Annotated in this window: 14 protein-coding genes and 2 pseudogenes; 7 read left to right on the top strand and 9 right to left on the bottom strand. The window is 36.5% G+C overall.

Going from position 1 to position 18,211, the window contains the following annotated elements; translation table 11 throughout:
* The first annotated feature begins 28 nt into the window (after positions 1-28).
* The gene (locus PTRA_RS16500) at positions 29-1,441 is read left to right on the top strand and encodes an amidohydrolase (protein ID WP_083497551.1); all 1,413 of its coding nucleotides are present in this window, start codon (positions 29-31) and stop codon (positions 1,439-1,441) included.
* 197 nt (positions 1,442-1,638) lie between these two features.
* On the opposite strand, the pseudogene PTRA_RS18965 reads toward PTRA_RS16500, so the two are convergent.
* Positions 1,639-1,952 (bottom strand): annotated as a pseudogene (locus PTRA_RS18965) (response regulator); the annotation flags it as partial.
* Here PTRA_RS18965 and PTRA_RS19095 point away from each other — a divergent pair.
* Positions 1,930-2,091, top strand: a pseudogene (locus tag PTRA_RS19095) (glucosamine-6-phosphate deaminase); the annotation flags it as partial. The pseudogenes PTRA_RS18965 and PTRA_RS19095 sit on opposite strands and share 23 nt — an antisense overlap.
* 55 nt (positions 2,092-2,146) lie before the next feature.
* Here the strand turns inward: PTRA_RS19095 and PTRA_RS16490 are convergent.
* Positions 2,147-2,401 carry a YfhL family 4Fe-4S dicluster ferredoxin gene (locus tag PTRA_RS16490; protein WP_058374763.1) on the bottom strand — a complete coding sequence of 85 codons (255 nt, stop codon included), beginning with the start codon at positions 2,399-2,401 and terminating at the stop codon, positions 2,147-2,149.
* A gap of 260 nt (positions 2,402-2,661) precedes the next feature.
* Between PTRA_RS16490 and PTRA_RS16485 the strand changes: the two genes are divergently transcribed.
* Both PTRA_RS16485 and PTRA_RS16480 read left to right on the top strand, forming a co-directional pair.
* Positions 2,662-4,335 (top strand): tyrosine-type recombinase/integrase, encoded by a 1,674-nt coding sequence (locus PTRA_RS16485; protein ID WP_058374762.1) that lies wholly within the window; start codon positions 2,662-2,664, stop codon positions 4,333-4,335.
* Between the two features lie 123 nt (positions 4,336-4,458).
* The gene (locus tag PTRA_RS16480; protein WP_058374761.1) at positions 4,459-6,021 is read left to right on the top strand and encodes a tyrosine-type recombinase/integrase; all 1,563 of its coding nucleotides are present in this window, start codon (positions 4,459-4,461) and stop codon (positions 6,019-6,021) included.
* 42 nt (positions 6,022-6,063) lie between these two features.
* Here the strand turns inward: PTRA_RS16480 and PTRA_RS16475 are convergent, their stop codons facing one another.
* The 4 genes from PTRA_RS16475 to PTRA_RS16460 form a co-directional block, all read right to left on the bottom strand.
* Positions 6,064-7,152, bottom strand: coding sequence for a cell division protein FtsZ (locus tag PTRA_RS16475; protein WP_058374760.1), 1,089 nt, complete (start codon positions 7,150-7,152; stop codon positions 6,064-6,066).
* Positions 7,153-7,225: 73 nt separating this feature from the next.
* Positions 7,226-8,200, bottom strand: coding sequence for a helix-turn-helix transcriptional regulator (locus tag PTRA_RS16470; RefSeq protein WP_237113508.1), 975 nt, complete (start codon positions 8,198-8,200; stop codon positions 7,226-7,228).
* 19 nt (positions 8,201-8,219) lie between these two features.
* The gene (locus PTRA_RS16465; protein ID WP_058374759.1) at positions 8,220-8,987 is read right to left on the bottom strand and encodes a GIY-YIG nuclease family protein; all 768 of its coding nucleotides are present in this window, start codon (positions 8,985-8,987) and stop codon (positions 8,220-8,222) included.
* 102 nt (positions 8,988-9,089) lie between these two features.
* A complete protein-coding gene (locus PTRA_RS16460) occupies positions 9,090-11,111 on the bottom strand; it encodes an AAA family ATPase (RefSeq protein WP_058374758.1) in 2,022 nt (673 codons plus the stop codon).
* 239 nt (positions 11,112-11,350) lie between these two features.
* Between PTRA_RS16460 and PTRA_RS16455 the strand changes: the two genes are divergently transcribed.
* The 3 genes from PTRA_RS16455 (at position 11,351) to PTRA_RS16440 (ending at position 14,119) form a co-directional block, all read left to right on the top strand.
* Complete coding sequence (locus tag PTRA_RS16455) at positions 11,351-11,995, top strand: hypothetical protein (protein WP_058374757.1); 645 nt, start codon at positions 11,351-11,353, stop codon at positions 11,993-11,995.
* A 12-nt stretch (positions 11,996-12,007) separates the two neighbouring features.
* Positions 12,008-12,412 carry a hypothetical protein gene (locus tag PTRA_RS16450; protein ID WP_058374756.1) on the top strand — a complete coding sequence of 135 codons (405 nt, stop codon included), beginning with the start codon at positions 12,008-12,010 and terminating at the stop codon, positions 12,410-12,412.
* Positions 12,413-12,938: 526 nt separating this feature from the next.
* A protein-coding gene (locus tag PTRA_RS16440) for an IS3 family transposase (RefSeq protein ID WP_099046601.1) occupies positions 12,939-14,119 on the top strand; the annotation gives its coding sequence in 2 pieces (ribosomal slippage) (positions 12,939-13,197 and positions 13,197-14,119; 1,182 coding nt in all).
* Here the strand turns inward: PTRA_RS16440 and PTRA_RS16435 are convergent.
* From PTRA_RS16435 to PTRA_RS16425, 3 genes are read right to left on the bottom strand one after another with little or no spacing between them, the layout of a single operon-like run.
* Positions 14,113-15,834 carry a LeoA/HP0731 family dynamin-like GTPase gene (locus PTRA_RS16435; RefSeq protein WP_058374755.1) on the bottom strand — a complete coding sequence of 574 codons (1,722 nt, stop codon included), beginning with the start codon at positions 15,832-15,834 and terminating at the stop codon, positions 14,113-14,115. The genes PTRA_RS16440 and PTRA_RS16435 overlap by 7 nt on opposite strands.
* Positions 15,812-17,518 carry a YtxH domain-containing protein gene (locus tag PTRA_RS16430; RefSeq protein ID WP_083497550.1) on the bottom strand — a complete coding sequence of 569 codons (1,707 nt, stop codon included), beginning with the start codon at positions 17,516-17,518 and terminating at the stop codon, positions 15,812-15,814. Before PTRA_RS16430 ends, PTRA_RS16435 begins: the two co-directional genes overlap by 23 nt.
* Position 17,519: 1 nt before the next feature.
* A complete protein-coding gene (locus PTRA_RS16425; RefSeq protein WP_058374754.1) occupies positions 17,520-18,083 on the bottom strand; it encodes an OLD family protein in 564 nt (187 codons plus the stop codon).
* Positions 18,084-18,211: the final 128 nt, after the last annotated feature.

Raw genomic sequence — 18,211 nt, 5'->3', positions numbered from 1 at the left:
TATCCGTTGTTAAATTAGGAGTTGAATAATGAAATTCAATGTCTTGACTAAGTTTATTACCAGCACACTTTTTATGCTTTCGCTTTCGCATCAAGCAAACGCGCAACAAGCCGTCGATATATTGATCACCCATGGCCGTATTTTAACCATGAACGCCGAGCTATCTGAGTACGCTGACGGTTTTGTTGCCATCAAAGATAATAAAATCATCGCCGTGGGTCCACAATCACAAGCCAAGCAGTTTACCGCCGATAAAGTGCTTGATGTTGACGGTGATTTAGTACTGCCTGGCTTTATTAACACCCATACGCATGCCTCAATGACACTGTTTCGCTCTTTAGGTGATGATGTTGATGACCGCCTTCACGGCTATTTATTTCCGCTAGAGAAAGAGTTTGTTTCCCGTGAAATGGTGTATTTAGGCGCTGAATTAGGCAACCTAGAAATGTTAAAAGGTGGCGTAACGACCTACGCCGATATGTATTATTTTGAAGATGAAGTGGCCAAAGCTGTCGATGAAATTGGTATGCGCGCGGTATTAGGGCAAACCGTGATTCAGTACCCGCAAGCTGATGCTAAAACAGCCGAAGACGGTATTGCTTACGCCGAAAAATTCATTCAGCAGTACAAAAATCATCCTCGAATTACACCGGCTTTCGCCCCCCATGCACCTTATACCAACAGCACCGAAACCTTACAAAAAATAGCCAGGTTATCATTAGCCTATAATGTTCCGGTATTGACCCACTTAGCAGAATCACAGCGAGAACTGGAGGTTATTACTAAGCGTACTCAGGGGCTATCACCCATCGCTTATTTAGCTAGCATTGGTGTATTGAATAAAAACTTAGTCGGTGCCCACGTTATTTTAGCGGACTCGCAAGATATTGCGCTATTGAAACAGCATCAAGTCGGTGTCGCCCATAATATCAGCGCTAACATTAAAGCTGCGAAAGGGGTCGCCCCCGTGGTAGAAATGTTAAACCAAGGTGTTAACGTTGGCTTAGGAACCGACGGACCTATGTCTGGCAACACCATTAGTTTACTTGATGAGTTTAGCCAAGTCGCAAAAGTACATAAATTATGGCATCAAGACCGCAGCTTAATGCCTGCAGTTGAAATTATTAAAATGGCAACGATGGGTAGCGCAAAAGTCCTTAATCTTGATCACAAAATAGGTTCATTAACAGTGAATAAGCTAGCTGATATTATTGTTATTGGTACTAAATCACCAAATATGACTCCTATTTATAACCCCTACTCAGCAATCGTTTATTCTGCTTATGCAACCGATATTCGCCACAGTATTATTGATGGCAAATTATTAATGGAAGATCGCAAAGCGTTAACAGTTAATGAAGAAGATATTATTAAGCGCGCCCATGCGTTTAGCGAGCAAATCAAACAGTCGCTAATAAAGCAAGGTAAATCAATATTATAAGGGAAAACCCTGGCTAAGATGTACATTGCTCTAGGACGTGCTTCTTCAGTTAAATGACGGTATTTGTATCAAGACCTACTTATACCGTCATATTCTTGCAGCGGATGTGTTCTGCAGCTTAGCAGTTCTCTCTACTGGTACGCGACTAGTTATAATGGCAGCTGTCTAGCGCAATTAGCACGGCTTCTTTAATTGCGAAACAAATTCATACCGGCTTCTTTACACGCGTACTTATCTGCTGCTGAGGTATTTGCCGTTAAAGCAACGATAAAAGTGCCTGCCATCGAACAAATATTTTCCTTACGCAAAATGTGCGTGGCTTCAAGCCCATTGAGCCGCGGCATAATACAATCCATAAAAATCAGATCATAATGTTGTTGCCTACATTTGCATCTTGGCCATCATAGGCAAAGTCTGCGTTAATATTCAACTTTTCCAATGATGCATTTAACACCAGGCGGTTTATTTTATTGTCATCAACCACTAAAACAGCGAGCTTACTGACGTCAATTTTACAAATGCATAAAAACGCGATAGTGATGATCGACAACGACGCTGCCAGTTTATTAGCTAATAAAGATTACTTTACTTGGGTCAGTCAGCAAAACCATGAAATAAACCAAGCCTTTGGTCACTTCCCTGACTTATAAAAACGATTATTACTAAGCGTACTGTTTATCAGATTTAAAACAGTGCGCTTAGCAGTTAACCACAACTGCTAGTTAATCTTACGTATTTATCGGCAAGCTCATCAATAGTTTCACTATGGGTTGGATCTGGCTTAATACAGTCAATTGGACAGACACTTACGCAAGTAGGTTTATCATAATGACCTACGCATTCAGTGCATTTACTGGGGTCTATTTGATATATTTTAGCCCCCATATAAATAGCCTCATTTGGGCACTCTGGATCGCACATATCGCAGTTAATGCATTTGCTATTTATGAGTAGAGTCATTTTTTAGCCTTTTCAATTAATATCATTATAAAACAAAAAGATAAGTAAAAACAAAGATGTGTAAAGGCTAACTTTTGTGCAGTTCTAGTTTAATAAAAAACCGCTATTTTTCATTAAATCGTAACACAAATTAGTAACACAAATTTTTATTTTTGGGTGTAAATTACAGCCGCGAATTATGCCTATCTTTCTCTGTTGCTTTGTTGATCTTAATCAATAAAAATCGCCGTGAGGCCTTTATTTATATAGGTTTAATCAAAGTGAAAAAATCACTATCAACGCTTACCAAAGCTCAATACACGAAAGCGAAACTAGAATGGAAGCAACTTAAATCGCCATTTTCTATGCAGCACATAAATCGCTGTGTTATTTTGGCCTCTCAAATCATCTTTTTTGAGGAAAAAGAAAAATCAAAACAAGAGGTTAAGAAGCAAGATACGAAGCGATTATCGAAATATGAGGCACAACACAATCTTCGTCTTATATTTACCCTATCTGGAACAGTATCTTTTTACTCAGCTTTCCCTAAATCATCTGGCATAGCTAATACCAAGTTAGGTGAAGCACCTGAATTAACAATAGCAAAAGCGCGTAAGCTCACTGAACAAATGAAATATGGCGTTTTAAATAATCATAATATTAAAACTGTGTTTGATGCTTATGAGCAAAGCTTAATAGAGCGTCATAACACCGCACCCACTAAATTTGCAGCTTCATCGCTAAGAACATATCAATGCAGAATAAAAAAGCTTAGGCATCATTTTCCGCTTAAGAGAGCGTTTCAATCTCTTACAGCTGGGGAGTTAGAAAAAATTATTGATAGCATTATTCAGGCGGAATCCAATAACCAAGCCATCGAACTCTTTGCACAAATTAGAAGAGTATGGCGATTTGCCAAAAACAAATTTAACTCAGGTAATAACCCAGCAGCTGATATAGACGACTTTTACGTATCTGACCGTGTAGAGAGCCCTAGACCTTGCCAAGCGTATACCGATCTAGATTCGATAGTGGAACTATGGATTAACCTAGCATCAGCACCTAATATACATCAAAAGAACGCTGCTCGATTTATGATTTTAACAGGTATACGCCCGATCAACATTCCGCAGATGAAATGGGGGTGGCTCAATAGTATCGATTTCCCTACGTTAATTACTTTTCCAGCATCCGTTGTTGGTGTGCGTGGCGAAATGAAAAACCAAAAAGAATACAAGTTGCCATTAACCAAAGCGATGCGTGCGATTATTTTGGAACAAAGAGCATGGATGGAAAATGCGCTTCCTAACTGTAATCCTACTCATATATTTCTTCAGCCACGGGATCTTAGGAAGCCATTTGCAAAAAGATCGTTAGATAAGGTTATAAAAGATTATTCTCCTGTTGATGCAGTAAAAGGTGATCAAAGAAACATTGTAATGAAAGGATCTGCTGGAGCCTTTTGCACAATGTGTCGAAGCTTTTTTAAATCCAACACAAAAGCGATTATGGTTGATAATGGCTACCATTTTAGGCATGCAGAAGAATTAACCCGACTAGCGCTTCATCACCTAAGAAAAGACGATGATCCGAATGGGCTTAACTATGATAGGTCTGAAGAGTTATTTGGAACCTCTACAAAATTAAAATTTAATGTTTTTAAAATTCATGAAGCCAGTATTTTAAAAAGAGCCAAAGAACTCGAAAGCCAACAACTCAGACTCACAGGTATGCAAAGTAAACAAGCTAAAAACCTAAAAGAAAATAACGAAAAAAAAGCACTGAGAGATAGGATTAAAGCTCATTTGGTTCATAAAGGCAGTTATGTACACTTCATTAACCAGCCATTAGGAGATACAGGTAGAGTAGCAAAAGATTTAATCTTAACCGAAGAAGGAAGAGCTGTCGTTGAGAGGTATTTAAGTGACCAAGAAGCTAAAGCAAAAAATAATTAAAAAAAGTTTAATTTCGACTTACCAAAGTTTTTGTAAAAAAAAATAATTTCATATCATTGCCTTATTAGAGCGATACCTCATCAGTTATTTGATGATTTTAACTTTTTTAAGGCTTATATATTAATGGCAACATCAGTATTAAATTCAATAAAACCATGTGAGGTCACGATTAACAGTCGTGACCTTTGCATGGCTGAATTTAATGCGAATAAGCCTCCATACAATGACGAGTCAATGGAAGAGCTAGCCAGTCTTGCGACTATTATATTATCGCAGGAAAAAGGAAGAAGACTTTCAAAATATCAGCTTAAAGATCAAATAAGAATTGTATTCCAGCATGATGGTATTATTAAATTTTTTACTCATTTTAAAAAAGTACATGGCATAAAAAACACAAAGATTGGTGATTCTAATAATATGAGTTTTTCAGCAGCAAAATTAAAAGCGGCCGAAATATACAAAAAGAACACCTCTAATTACACATTCGAATTTGTAGTGAGTAAACAAATAGAAAACTTACAGGCGATTAATAAATATAGCCCTAGCAAGTTAGCTGAAACCACAGTAACAACATATACCTCTTACCTTAATGCAATTCAAAATGCATTTGGTAAAAATACGTTATTTCAGACTATTACGCCTGAAATAATAGAAGCAACGCTTGATCAATTACTAACAGAGAAAAGTGGCCCGCATGTGGCTAAGCTATGCGAGCAAATGAAAAAGCTGTGGGTGTTCGCAAAAAATAAATATAATAATGGCGATAATCCATTCCTAGAAGTAGATAAAAATTATATATATTCTCGAACGGCGAAGCCTGTTCCATGCAAGGCATATACTGATATATCTCTAATTTCTCAGCTATACATAAACCTAAAAACAGCTAAAAATAATACATTAATAAATGCGGTACTACTGATGATGTTTACTGGGCTAAGACCCATAAATATTTGCAACCTTCGTCTATCGTATATAGATGATTTAACTAATCCTAAATTTTTAACGTTTCCTGAAACAACTCATACCGCTCGCGGAGCAATGAAAAACCAAAAAGAGTTTAGAATACAACTCACACCCGAGATGAAAAAAGCGATACAACAAGAATTAAAATTAAACCCAGACAAAAACCGCACCTACTTATTTTGCAAGGTTAAAGACGATTCAAAGCCCATCAGTAAAGAGAGTTTAAACCGAGCACTTAAGTATCATGCGCCAAAAGACATGGTAGCGGCCCCGCGAGATAACATAAATATAAAAGGCTCAGCCGGAGCATTTCCAACACTACTTCGCAGCTTCTTAAAGTCACATATGAAAGAAGTGCTAACTAAAAAAATTGGGTCATCAACAATTGCTGAAATTGAGTCTAAAAAAATGCTTCATCACTCTGTTTCAAATCACGATCCGATGAGTAAACATTATGACCACTCGAATAAAATATATAACACTGATATTAAGGCACTTTATAAAAACTTTTCCCTATTTGAGAAGGAAGTACTCAAAGAAGTAAAAATACAGGCTAAGTTAAAAAACAAAACGGCTAAAAAATCATTTTTAAAATTAGATTGTTTTAATAAGGTTGCTGCCAAGTTAAAAAGTACAACAAGTGCTTATTCAACTATCTGGAGTAATATAGTTCAGCAAACCCAAAAGCTTAAAAAGAGCCGCCTTTTGCAAATATTAGAGTAGCGCTTACATATTGCAATACAACTTTTTCTTTGCTTACAAAACCTATAAAGAGCTTTTACTAGGTGGTGCAGATTGATTTCTTATAAAAGCAGGAATATCAAAAATATCAGATGCTTTTGGTTTAGTGGCGACTACTTTAGAGCTTGACTCAATTTTAGTGTCATCAAGTATCATTTTTGAACTCGCGCCCGTAGCAATAACCAGTAGCTCATAATTGGTTACTAAGTTTTCAATTTTTGAAACACCACAAATAACTAACGCATTAGGGCTTACCTGCTGGCGCACTGTATCTGTAATAAGGTTATAACTACCTAGTGAAATTTCATCTTTACAGTTCACTTGTATTATCACGCCGGTACTTGATGACATATCAACTTGATTAACCAGCGGATTATTAAGTGCACTATCAAGCGCAGCAGTTAACTCGCTTTCTTCATTACATTTGCCTACCCCAAGTACAGCATCACCTTGGCAGTCCATAATTTTAGCAAAGTCATTTAAATCAACGTTTATTAAGCCTTGATAGCAAAGCATATCGATGAGTGACTTTATCAGTGAATGGAGTATTTGGTTACTATGTTTGAAGGCATCAAATAAGCCGATATCGTTACCAAGGACTTCTATCAGTTGATCATTTGGGAGAGTAATAACAGCATTAGCATGCTCTTTAAGCTCATTTAAACCTGCTTGCGCTATATTGCTTCTAAACTGCCCTTCACTACTAAATGGCAATGTAGCAACAAATATAATGGGTTTGGCTTGCTCAATAGCAAGTTGCGCAATATACGGGCTAGCGCCAGTCCCAGTTCCACCACCCAACCCTGTTGCACACAGTATTATATCGCAGCCATTAATAAGCGTTAAAAGCTGATCTTTACTCTCTTCTGCCGCTTGCAGCCCAACTTTAGGGTCGGCACCCGCACCATATCCATGAGTTAGCTCTGCACCTATAAGTACTGCTTCATCACTTTGCGTATGCTCAAGTACCACTTTGTCGGTATTAACGCTGAACAAGTGCGCCTGCTCAGACTCGCGTTGTTCAAAAATACTGTTAAAAGTATTACAGCCACACCCACCAATACCAAATACACCAATCGATAAACCATCATTTTGCTGAATTAATTGAAACATAACTACTCCTTAACTTTAAAAGGAGCATAGCAAACAGGTGCGTCAATTTTTGACGCACCTAAACTAGTTAAAGTTATTTATAAATGTTAGCGGCCGCTTTAAGCTTTGTAGTGATTCTTTGCCGCAACTTTTCAGGTTTTATAACCTCAAGCCAATGGGCACATTTAAATAGCTCATCGACTAGTTGTTCAGTATCAATAGTTTGATAGGTAAGTAATACGTTTTTATCATCAATCTGTTGTTTATTAATCAGCTCACCAAGTTCAATAAAGCCTTGATTAACCGCCGAATGAATAGGTACTTTTACAACTAACTCGATCGCTTCTTGCGACATGCCTTTGTTAATCGCACTACGTAACGACTTTAATTGCTCAGTGCTTGGCTCTCGTCGTGTTTTTTGCAAAATGTGTACATTGCGAATGCGGTAAACCGGCATTTGATAACACTTGTCATGAAGCTCTCCCACCATAAACTGAGCCATTAACACACCGCCTTGCTCAACTAAGTTGTAAAAACTTAACTCCGCAAATTTTAGCCAATGAGCCTCATCATAAAGTACTCTATAAAGCTCAGCGCTCACTGCACGCTTATGCATAATCGCATGCTCAATTTGCTCAACTAACTGAGTATCAACATTCACTTTTAACGACGGTTTTGGCAGGGTTGAAAGCCACTCAGGCATATGGCCATTATAACGTTTAAGCGCCTGCTCTGCTTTAATATGTACCGACTGTTTAACATCACTGGGTACAGATTGCGGTAGTAATTGCTCCAACAACAAATAATGCTCTGCCACTTCGCTGCTCATTACTTTTGAGTTACCACCTCTCCACTGCGCATTGATAGACCAGCCATAGGGTTTACTGCGCGTGTCTTTTTCAAGACCGAAGCAGCCTTGCTCGTATAGTGATTGAAGATCTCGTTGAAGCATGCGGGTTGATAAAACAATACCGCGATCAACCAGCTTTTGCTGAAGTTGAAGGATCGAGATAGAGCTAGGCGCTATTGGCACAAGCTCTAAAATTGATAAATGGCGGTGTGAGATCATTATATTAAGTGGTGTGGAGTCATTTTTGAATTACTCTAAAGTGCTCTTGGATACTTCGTCCAAATTTTATGTCAGCAGATAAAGCGATGCGGTACCCTCGTAAATAATGTTTATCTAACTTTGATCGATCTTTTAAAGGGACTGTTATGAGCTTTTTTTTCATAACTTCAACCGCATCCCATGCAGAAATATCAACTTCAAGAGAGGCTATTATTACTTGGTTTCCAGGACTCCCCGTAATACCAAGTATTAACGTCGGAGACAGTTTTTTATCTTTAATCCAAGTACCTAGATATTTATCATTTCCTAATTGCCAGTATTTTTCTACTCTTTCAACGATTGCAGCATCACTAGGTGGCTCTACTAAATTATACCCAACTCTATCACCTAACGTTTTATCTGTGACCTTAACTAATATAATTGACTCTGTATTCCCTTTAAACAAATCGCCATATCCTAAAGGTTGTTGCTCAAGCCTAGTAACGTATTTTTCTGGCACACCCAAAGGGCGAAAACTGTACTTAGAAGACTCTTTTCGCATATTAAATTCAGGCTGGTGAGTAGAAATTAATGCTTCTTCAACAGCAATTGCTGTTTGTTCATTTTCATACGGGCCTGCTATTTCGAGCTTATAGCTTGCATCTTTCAGCCAATTCTCAAGTTCACTGTTATGTGTCTTTTTTTGGTGCGATGAGGCTCGTGTAGCAGACTTTCCCCTCCCCGCATATTTAATTTTGGAAGTCTTTGGGTCTCTGTATATATAGACATACTGTTCATTAACTTTCATAGATATCCTTTTAAGAATTAAAGCTTTTAACTGTTTTTAAGTTATAAGCTGTGAGAAGTCCACTATTCTGTATCGAAAATTAGGTGTAACTAATTCTAAAAACTAAATAACAAACCCAATCTTCTGCTTTCCGTCTTCTTTTAGAGCGTTTTGCTCTTGTAAAACCGATAACATTCGCTCTTGAGTCATTCGCTTTTTTGAAAACTTCATTTGCCTTTTTACAATCGCGAAGTCACCAGGTGTGAGCTTTGTAAGCTGGAATAACTCATGCATTAAGTGCTTATTTAACACTCCTGGGCCTAATGTATCTTTAAATAATTGCTTAGCCTGAACCGAGGTTAAATAGGTTAAATTTAAATTAAAATCAAATCGCCTCATTACCGCTTTATCTAAATTTTTAGCAAAGTTAGTTGCTGCAAAAAGTGGGAGTTGAAATTGCTCCATATGGCATAGTAATTCATTAACTGTTTGCACTTCCCAATTAGCCTTCGCTTGTTCACGGCTACATAGCAAGCTATCTGCCTCATCAATAAATATTGCACTTCCTTCTTGTGTAGCTTGCTTAAATAGTTGAGCAATATTTTGCTCACTTTCGCCAACCCACTTGCTTAATAAGTCAGATGCTTTAACAGATATAAGTTTAAAATCAGCTTTTTCGCATAAGTAATTTACAAAAGCTGTTTTACCGGTGCCTGGCGGGCCCGTTAGTAGAGTTCGTGAACTCGAATATTCAATTACAGCCTCTTCAACCTGTTCGAGTGATGCATACTCAGACTCTATATTCACCATTCCAGGATTAAACTTTTGCGCTGCTTGATAAGTTAATTCGTGAGCCGAAAAGCCGCATGCAGTTAAAGTATCTTGAATATTCTCTTCTATGCATTCACGCGCAGTCTGTGCTTTAAATCCACATAACCTTGCTACATGTACCGCTTTAGCGATATGAGCTGGCAGTAAGTTTTGTTGAGTAGCTAATTTACTTATAAAACTGTTACCAACACTCAAACCTTTAACATATTTGCCAATCATTTTTTCTTTAGTTGCTTTGTTTAGCTCAGGAATTTCGTAAACAATATTAAATCGCCTAATAACGCTCTGTGGTAACTCTTCTAGATGATTAGTGATCCAAATACTCACTACAGGATGATTTTCAATATAGGTATGAAGTAACTCTTTTGAAAAGCTTTTTGAAAATAAATCACGCTCAAAAATGTTTTCACATTCATCCAGTAACAGCATAGTTTTTTTACGCTTACCTACCAACTTACTTACCACATTAAAGTGCTCTAAGCGCAGCTCAGAACTTGCGCTTCGGCTATCGAGCTCGTTTGTTGGGTTTATTAAATTACTACCTTTAGCTTGCACCTTAAGCAACTGCGAACCACACGCTTGCGCTATATATTTCGCCAATGAAGTTTTGCCCGAACCTGGCACGCCATAAAATAAAATACTCAATGATTGCCCGCCGCTCTTTGTTGCGTTTTGCGTAGCTTTAAGCAAAGTATTTAAATCTAAGTGAGATAAATCAGCAGCGCTAAGTTCAGAAGCTTCACAAGGGGTAACCAAGTTAGATAAAATATCACTTTCACTATTTAACTTACCCTCGAGCAGGCTTTTAGCAATTGAGTTTGGTAAAATTAAAAACTCATCTTCCCCTGCAAATATCTCCATATCCATTGAATACATACCAGATTCAATAACCAAACTAATTTGCTTATTAAGTAGTGCTTCATCAAAACCAAGAACGTAAGCTATTTTTTCTAAAATAACGCTCGCGTAATCGTCACGTAAGTACTCTACAAGTTCGCGTAATGGTTTACTGAGCGTCATACAACACGAAAAAATAACTAAAGGAGTAAGCGTTTTGGGCAGACCAAACGCTTTACAAAATATATGCACATTTTTTTGCAGCATTTTAGGCATTGTATTTATTGCTAAATGCTCTAATCGGGCTATCAAATCATCAACATCTAAGCCTTGTGAATTAGCATAACTAAAGCCAGAAATGTTACATAAAGCCTTTTTAAATAGCTTATCTTGCGAAAGCCCTTCTATGTTAAACTCTTCTAATAATTCAGTGGAAAAGTGTGCCACAATACGTTTTAATTGAGAGGTTGTGCTCATGCTGTGTACCTAGTTGTTTGTAATCAATAAGTACATAGTAACCGGTATAAAGTAGTATTTTACAACGTAAAAAAAAGCAAATAAAAAAACCACAACACATTGAATTTAAATGATTTAAGTGCTTTTTCTTTCTGGTTTTTTCATTGGGAATTTGCAATATCTTGTAAGGTATTGTTTAAAAAAACAAAAAATTAAATAAATTAGGTAATAACGATAATTTAAACTTTATTAGGATTTATATGGAAATAATAAATAAAAACCCGGGCTCATTCGATAATCCTATTGTTATTAAAAATAAACACCAAAACTCAAAATTATCGAAAGAATATATGGCTCTTGGTGAGACATACATTCATCGCCCACTGTTACAAATATCTACTAAAAATAACAATGGCGATGTATTTGCATTTGATAAAGCACCTGAAGGATATGAGCATTTTGTTTTAAATGTTATCTCCAACCCTAACTTACAACCGCTGGATATTAAAATAGCCTTAGCCTTATTTGAAATACTTGAATGGCGTCACAACGGGGAAGGCATAGTTTACCTATGTACCTCAAAAGAGCTAGACCTCGAAAATTATGGTGAATTTGGGATAGATATTGTTTTTAGCGATGGATTTGAAAGAGAAATAGACCCCACTCCGCTTACAAAGCACCTACATAAGTTATTTAAAACTTCAGTTTCTACCGATATTTTGAATAAAGTTCTTACCCGCTTAGATAGCTTTCACTACATAAACGTAACTCCCGTCACAATGGCAAATTCAAAGCTTGCTAAACCAGAACAAAAGGCTAGTAAGAATAAAGCATATTTAAAGCTAATTGAAATTAACGAAATGATGGATACAAAAAATTTAACTAATATTTGGATTAATAATTAAAGAGGAAACCTTATGGAAACAAGAAAAAAAAGTAAAGACGGTGGTATGTATAATAAAATTGGTCAAAACTACGTAATTAAAAGATTAAGAGAAGCAGGAGTCCTCGATTCTGAATGTAAAGGCGTGGATAACGCCATTGCTGAGTTGAAAGCAAAACTCGGCAAACTTAATGAGGCATCCCCTGAAATCGATAATCTTATTCTTGAAGCATTTAATCTTGGTGTAAGTGCAGGCTTTTCAAAAGCTCTAGATAAATTTCAAGATGGCTCTATTAAAACTCAAAAGGTTTCAAATGAAGATTCATGGAATTTAAACAGCGATTCGAAATTTTTTAAAGCGAAAGAAGTTTTGCCCAGTGTTAATGATAAATTTGAAGCTACAGTAACTATCACTCTATCAACACATGGTTTTGAATAGTTATCGCTTGGCATTATAGACATCGCTCGAAATTATGATTGATTAAGAACCTTGCATTACCGTTTCTCATTAATACTCATAAACCAATCTTTACTTACTTGTTTAGCTAATTTATATAAATTAGCTAAACACTTTTCTCAAATTACAGCCTCATTAGGTGTCTAGTAAACAATGGGAAGTCCATAGCTCCCAAAAAACTAGCCAAGACGAAATCTGGTAACGTAAGCACTTAACAAGTTGCTGCACACGGTAAAATTACTCGAGCAAAGCGTTACCTATGTCTGCTCATGGGACTTTGCCGAAAGCCATCTCTAACTTCTCGTTGCTTGCTTTTTAATAATGAATAATCCATATAAATTCTGTCCCCTAAAAACTGAATGAATACTCTAAAATTCTCTTTTCTAAAGTGTTGATTCGAGTTCTAATCCAGCTTCGATAGTGTTGTTTACTGTAGTGGTACAGTGATTTTGGCCACCCATTAAGAAAGAAATGTTATGCTAATAAGCATACAAATTTGGGTGAAAAAATGAAGAAATTAAAACGTGCAACATATTCTGCGGCAATCAAATTAGAAACAGCTCAGCTTGTAGTCGACCAAGGTTACACGCAAGAAGATGCAGCCAAGGCTATGGGTGTTGGTAAATCAACTGTAAGTAAGTGGGTTACTCAATTAAAGCAAGAACGGAATGGCCAAGCACCATCCGCTTCACCAATGACGCCCGAACAGATTGAAATTCGTGAACTTAAAAAGCAAATCCAACGCATTGAATTAGAAAAGGATATATTAAAAAAGGCTACCGCTCTCTTGATGTCCGACTCCCTGAACAATTCTCGTTAATCGAGAAATTAAATCAACGAGAGCGCTACCCTATTAGCGTGTTATGCAACGTATTCAATGTGCATCGCAGCAGCTATAAATATTGGGCTATACGGGATACAACGCCTACACCTGAGCAAGTAAGGTTAGAAGCAGAGGTTAAAGCCATACATAGAATGAGTGGAGGCTCGGCAGGTGCAAGGACAATCGCTACAATAGCAACGAATAATGACTTTGAATTAAGCCGTTATCGTGCCGCTAAGCTGATGGTTAAACTAAAATTAGAGAGCTGCCAAGTACCACAACATCAATATAAACGTGGTGGTAATGAGCATCTTGAAATCCCAAATTTGCTAGATAGGCAGTTTGATGTTGTTGAACCGAATACTGTGTGGTGTGGTGATGTGACGTATCTTTGGACAGGCAATCGCTGGGCTTATTTAGCGGTCGTTATCGATTTATTTGCGCGTAAAGTCGTTGGTTGGGCAATGTCGTTGTCGCCAGATACTAATTTAACGCTAAAAGCGCTTGAACTCGCGTATGAAAGCAGAGGAAAACCGACAGGACTGATGTTCCATTCAGACCAAGGTAGTCATTATACAAGCTTAAAATTTCGCCAACGTTTATGGCGCTATAAAATTACGCAAAGCATGAGTAGGCGTGGAAACTGTTGGGATAATGCGCCAATGGAGCGATTTTTTAGAAGCTTTAAGACGGAATGGATGCCAAAGGTTGGATATGGAAATTTTATAGATGCTAAATATAGCGTTAGTGATTATATCAACGGATATTACAACAACGTTAGGCCGCATCATTATAATGCAGGTTTAGCACCAAATGAATCTGAGATTAGATACAAAGATTCTAAAACTGTGGCCAAATTTTATTGACCACTACATACATTCGAGTTTATCGTGTTAAGTTTGGTAATAATAATGACTAATTGCTTTCGATTCTCTTCTAAATCATTAGAACCTAACTCCATTTTAGCCAGTATCTTTTCAAACTCTTTGAGCTGAGGTGAAAAGAAATCGAAAGTTTTATCGTCATCACTCATTAATTCATAAAGTTCTTTAAATGTATCTTTTAGCATATCTCCAATATCATTTTTAATTTCTTGAAGTTTCTGCTCTTGTTCACGCTCTTGATAAGCACTCATAAGGTCTGAAATTACACTTATCGTAGCGCCAATAGGACCTGACCATTTGCTTAAATTAGCAGCAAGTTTAGATGCTTCCCAAGGTTTGAATTTAATAACTACACCTAAGTTACCTAAAATATCTCTTGCTGTAAAAATAGCTGTTTTAATCGAGTCTACGGGAATTTTTGATATACTTTTTGCTGCGCCGCTTACTGCATTTAGTGAGCTTTTCGATAGTGAATTAATAAAGGTTTCACTTGTGTCTAAATGCCTTTTTATATCACTACCAATTTGGTTTGTGATTTGGGCGGACTGTTCAAAATAACGATCAATTGTCGTTTTGATTTTCAAGTTCAGCTTGTAGCCAATATCGTCCCCGTTATAGCCAATCTCATCTTCTAAAAACGGCTTGATATCTTCTAATGATAGTGCTCGCAATTTTGAAAGTAGTTTTTTTTCAATAACATTCAGCTCTTCATACAGTTCACTAGATAGGCGTTTTACTTGTTTCTTACCGCTAATAATATCTTGTGCTATTCGCTCTGTTTCTTGTTTGTTCTGCTTAAAGTACACATCAAGAGTATCTAATTCCTGGCTAGCATCTTTTACTTTGTTTGATATAAGGTCACTCACGACATCCATACCGGTCTTAGCAATGAGAGCTTGCGGTAAATTACTGCTGAGGACGTCAGTTGTCATTGATTTAAGGTGATTTATTCTTGAGCGACTTTCATAATGCTCAGGTTTTGAGAACCAAAATTCTAATCCTCTTCCGCCAGGGTTCGAGGCCATACACACCATTCGTGTATTGCTTAATTCATCAGCTGATAAGTTCGCAGCTCGAATAAGTTTTTCACCTAGTGTATTTTTCTTTATCTCTGCTTGTTGATCAAACATAACTTGTTCAGTTAAATCTGTTACTTCATCCATTTTATTAATCACAAATATAGTGGATGAGAGTTTGTTTAGGTCTCGTAAGACCCATTTAACTATACCATTATGGCTTTCTTTTAAGGGATTAGTTGCATCGACCACATACAATACAATGTGAGCTTCAGATATATATTGCTTTGTAAGATCGCTGTACATAACTTGGATGCCATTTACTTCTTTCTCTTTGTCACCAAATAGACCAGGAGTATCAATGATTTCACATTTTTCCGGTAAGCCTTCAGGTTTGTATACCGCTATACGATCTGAAGACTCGTTAATGTCTATATTCATATCATCCATAATGTGACCAAGCCAAGAAGCTATCACACTGGTTTTTCCATCAGAAAAAGCACCTAATAATGCTATTTTCAGCACATCATCATTAATTGAATTTAAAGCTGACTTAATTTTTTCAAACCCATCATCTACATCCATCCCTAAAAATGACAGTTCCTTCAAAATACTTTCTAATTCTCCCAACTTCTCAATAACTGCTTGTTTTTCTATATTAAATTGCTTGAATTGTTCCATAAGGCATTGCTTCCACTTTTTCTGATAAATTAGCCATTATTTTTATTTGTTGATTAATAATTTCAATAGGGTCATTAACACTTTTTTGAAGAAGATCAACCTGTTCTTTAATTGGAGATATTATGTTGTCACTGACATCATTAACAACTTGCTCAAGATCCTCTGTCACCTTATTTAGGGCTGAATCGCGAGCATCGTCAATTCTACTTTGAACCTTAGATTGGGCTTTTCTAATTCTCTTAGCTTTACTTGTGAAAACTGATAACAAACTAGAAAGTATCCCAACAACTGCTCCAGCAATAGCACCCACAATATTTCCAATCCCCGGAAATGCAGTACCAATAGCAAAACCTGATAGAGCATAAGATGCAATATTAAAAGCAAACTTACCAAAGTCTTTTAAATCAAAACCCATTTCTATTTCAGAAGTTTGAAAGTTAACTTTATCTAGAGATTTGATTTTTTCTAAATCAGTTTGAAATTCAACTCTTTGAATATCTTCGATAAGTCGCAACATTGCAGTTTTTAAGTCCTCTAACAAAACATCAACGCATTTTTTAAAGTGCTCGGAGAACTCCTTTACTAAGTTTTCTTGCCCCTCATTGCTCGCTAGCTTTAACTGCCTAGATATTGAGTCTTCATCCCCAAAGTTATCTTCAACAATATCATCAGCCTTGTTTGCAAGATTAGAAAAAAATTGCTCAAGTAAGTTTCGCCGCCCATTGCATAAACTTTGTTTAAACAAGTAGAACTTATCATTGATAGAGGCTTCACAAGCAGAGAATTCGGGTTTAATTTTTTCAAAGAAAGACCGGTAATCAAACAATAAGCTATTCAATATCGATGATTTTTCGTTGAGTAATTCTTTTACTTTCTCTTTATTACTTTCAACGATGTCTTCACGAAAAGTTGCAGCCTTACTCTCTAAAACATTAGCAATATTTTTAATGCCACTAAATTCTTGCATGGCTTCATGTTTATGAAAGTGCTTAAGAAAGTTTCGTTGTTGGATTATAAGGTCATTTTGTCTAGAGGAATGAATTGTTGATATATTTTGCTCTGTTTTAGCCAATGAAGAAAATGCTAATAAACCTTGAACACAATAAGCTGGTAAAAGCCTTTTTTTTCCAATACATTGCTCTAACACCTCGGTGGTTTGCAATAGGCCTGTATTGTTATGCTCATTACTCAGAGATATTCTATCTTCCTCAAATTCATAAGAGTCAGCATTCCCCCTCACGTTTAATAAAGGGCAAACCTGTGTGCCACGGTTTAAGTAGCTTTTAATCTTTTCTGCTGTAACTTTTTCGGGCTTTTTATTAGTTCCGTTGACATAAAAAACCAAATGGGCTTTAGCTACAGCTTGTTTTACCATCGTTTCATATTTTGATTCGTTACCTTCAATTCCTGGAACGTCAATCAAATGAAATTTTTTACCTGAATTACTTAACACATAAGTTGTATTGCCCTGAGTAAAGTCAGCTTTACCTGTGCCAATGATAGTTCCATCTGTGCGAAACATCATGCTATGTGAATCAATAACATCCTTGAAGGAGTCAACAAGCAAATCAATTTTCGTAAAGGTTTCATTTACCAAATCTTTTTTATTTAATTTTTTTGCATCACCACTAATCTTTGGGGTACCAGAAGGCGTGACCATTGAAACATCTGTATCGAAATTCATATTAGCCTCTAAACATAATCCAACACAAACTAGTTAACCCAGTTCCTAAAAAAGCTCCCATAAAAAGGCTAATAATATTTTTTTTCTTAACTCTTTGGGAAGATTCTAGTCGAATGATATCGGTTATTTTAATAACTTCATTTTGCAAAGATTGGTATTGTGTAGCGTGTGTTAGTGCAACCTGTTCAATATAGCTTTTCACAATCCTCACATGTTCTTCTAATGTTTGCTTTGCTTCATTTAAATCATTAATGTTTGAATTAATTAAGTTTTGACGAGATTCTTCATTAAACAGTATGCGAAGAGACTCAATAATTGTACTTTTGCCAGCATTAGTTTCACCAAAAAATGCAATAACAAAGTTTTCCCATTCGGCATTTTCTTGCAATAGCCCTAGCTCACTATCAAAGTGACTTTTGATTGATGCTAGTTGAGCAACAATACCACTGAGTTTTTCTTTACCTTCTTGGTTATCTAACGTTAGAGAGGAAAGATCTCCTTGAGTACTTTTCAGACTTTCTGAAATATCCTTGTATAACCTATTAAACTGTAATGCTTGCTCCATGTTTTTCCCTTATTAATAAATACTTTAACTACTTAAAATTAAGTGTCCAAAGGAATTAAACCAGAACACTCAATTACTTCGCCTCCTTTAACCAACTGAATAGGGCTTGTGAGGCTCCAACTCGAGCT

Source organism: Pseudoalteromonas translucida KMM 520 (assembly GCF_001465295.1).
Taxonomy (GTDB): domain Bacteria; phylum Pseudomonadota; class Gammaproteobacteria; order Enterobacterales; family Alteromonadaceae; genus Pseudoalteromonas; species Pseudoalteromonas translucida.
Note: the sequence above shows the minus strand (reverse complement) of the source record. Positions and strands in the feature narration are given on the sequence as shown.